Source organism: Alcanivorax sp. HI0044, from assembly GCF_001634945.1.
Genome location: NZ_LWEZ01000711.1, coordinates 1 through 1,204, shown reverse-complemented (window position 1 = coordinate 1,204; position 1,204 = coordinate 1). Strand labels below are relative to the sequence as shown.

Annotated in this window: 2 protein-coding genes; both read right to left on the bottom strand. The window is 57.1% G+C overall.

Annotated elements, in window-relative coordinates:
* Positions 1 to 96: 96 nt before the first annotated feature.
* Complete coding sequence (locus A3730_RS08590) at positions 97 to 894, bottom strand: undecaprenyl-diphosphate phosphatase (protein ID WP_063537439.1); 798 nt, start codon at positions 892 to 894, stop codon at positions 97 to 99.
* Positions 895 to 1,003: 109 nt separating this feature from the next.
* The coding region (locus A3730_RS08585) for a thioesterase family protein (RefSeq protein ID WP_231883897.1) at positions 1,004 to 1,204 on the bottom strand (201 nt) is incomplete at its 5' end.

Sequence of the window (1,204 nt, the reverse complement as noted above, 5' to 3'; positions counted from 1 at the left end):
CACAGGCCTGCGCTTCGTTTTCCACCGGCGCACCCGGCAAGCCTGACGGGCAACCGGGTAACAGACCGAGCACAGTGTCCAGAGAGCCACTCAGGGTCATGCCAGCCAGAACAACAGGGCCACGCCCAGAATCAGCCGATAGATGACAAACGGCAGCATGCCGATGCGCTCCAGCAGGCGAATGAAGAACACAATCGTCAGGTAAGCCGTCACCGCGCTAACCACGACACCCAGGGCCATCATCGCCCAGTCCACCGCGATTTGTTGTTCGATCAGATCTTTGGTTTTCAGCAGCCCCGCGCCCAGAATCACCGGTATGGACAGCAAAAAGGAAAAACGCGCCGCGTCTTCACGGCGATACCCCAATGCCAGCGCCGCGGTAATGGTGATGCCGCTACGCGAGGTGCCTGGGATCAACGCCAGCGCCTGGGCCAGGCCGATAAAAATGGCGCCGGCAATACCCAACCGGGCCAGCGAAAACGCCCGCTTGCCGAAGGCATCAGATGCCCATAACAGAGCCCCGAATACCAACGTAGTGATGGCAATCACCAGCGCCGAGCGCAATTCCTGCTCAATAAAATCATCACCAAGAAAACCGAACGCCACAGCCGGAATGGTGGCCAGCACCACCAGTAACCCCAGCTTCAGGTCATCATTCATTTGCCGCTGCTGCACCGCCACGCCAGCGCCGCCTACCATGGCCACCAGATCACGGCGGTAATACACCATCACCGCCAGCAAGGTGCCCAAATGAACCGCCACATCAAAAGCCAGCCCCTGATCGGGCCAGCCCAAAATCTGTGATGGAAGAATCAAGTGGGCGGAACTGGAGATAGGGAGGAACTCGGTGAGCCCCTGTATCAGGGCCAAAACCAGAGCCTGAAACCAATCCATGGAATATCCTTATTAAATGAAACGTCAGTGACGAGTCACTAGTTGCGAGGAGCGAACATCAAAACCGGTTTGGTTTTCGAAACTCGCTCCTCGTCACTCGTAACGTTTTCTATTCGTCAGCGGTAATCTGATAACCCTTCAGGAACTCCGGGGGCATACGCCGCGGCTTGCCGGAATCCAGTGCCACACACACCCAACGGGTACGACCGCGCAGCAGGGTCAGGCCATCGGATTCACGCACAATCTGATAACGGCGGGTAATACTGATGCGCTCATCATTGTGAACGATCCAGGTGCCGATTTTCAGGTT